Annotated in this window: 1 protein-coding gene; it reads left to right on the top strand. The window is 69.7% G+C overall.

Going from position 1 to position 1,118, the window contains the following annotated elements; genetic code table 11:
- Positions 1 to 63: 63 nt before the first annotated feature.
- Positions 64 to 1,118, top strand: a 1,055-nt coding sequence (gene hisD / locus AC1RRS_RS24860) for a histidinol dehydrogenase (RefSeq protein ID WP_492857500.1), incomplete at its 3' end; no start/stop codon positions are given.

The following is a 1,118-nucleotide window of genomic DNA, read 5'->3' as shown; positions in this document are numbered from 1 at the left end:
GCCATGGCGAAGTGGTTGAAGAGCGGTGCGGACGCGGGCGTTGTGGCGGCGGCGGACCGTGCGGTGCGCGAGACGGTGGAGGGGATCCTGGCCGACGTGGCGGCGCGGGGCGATGCGGCGGTGCGCGAGCTGTCGACGAAGTTCGACGGCTGGGACCGCGAGAGCTACCGTCTGTCGCCGGCCGAGATCCAGGCGTGCATGGACCAGCTGTCGGACCGTGATCTGAAGGACATCGAGTTCGCCCAGACCCAGGTGCGCAACTTCGCCCAGATCCAGCGCGACTCTATGAAGGACGTCGAGGTCGAGACCCTGCCGGGCGTGATCCTGGGCCACAAGAACCTGCCGGTGAACGCCGCCGGCTGCTACGTGCCGGGCGGCAAGTATCCGCTGCTGGCCTCGGCCCACATGTCGGTGCTGACGGCCAAGGTGGCCGGCGTGCCGCGCGTGGTGACCTGCGCCCCGCCGTTCGGCGGCAAGCCGGCCCCGGCCATCGTCGCGGCCCAGGCTCTTGCAGGGGCGGATGAGATCTACACCCTGGGCGGGGTGCAGGCCGTGGCGGCCATGGCCCTGGGCACCCAGACCATCGCGCCGGTCGACATGCTGGTCGGGCCCGGCAACGCCTATGTCGCCGAGGCCAAGCGCCAGCTGTTCGGCCGGGTGGGCATCGACCTCTTCGCCGGCCCGACCGAGACCCTGGTCATCGCCGACGACACCGTCGATGGCGAGCTCTGCGCCACCGACCTGCTGGGCCAGGCCGAGCACGGCCCCGACAGCCCGGCCATCCTGCTGACCACCTCGCAAAAGCTGGCCGAAGACACCATCGCCTGGGTCGAGAAGCTGCTCGAGATCCTGCCCACCGCCGCCATCGCCCGCCGGGCCTGGGAGAGCTTCGGCCAGGTGATCCTCGCGGGTAGCGACGAGGAGATGGTCGAGATCGCCGACAGGATCGCCTCCGAGCATGTGCAGGTGATGACCCGTGACCCGGACTACTTCCTGAAAAACATGACCAACTACGGGGCGCTGTTCCTGGGCCCGCGCACCAATGTGTCGTTCGGCGACAAGGTGATCGGCACCAACCACACCCTGCCGACCAAGCTGGCGGCCCGCTACACGGGCGG

This window comes from Caulobacter sp. GW821-FHT12A07, assembly GCF_058807655.1.
This window is presented reverse-complemented; position numbering and strand designations above follow the sequence as displayed.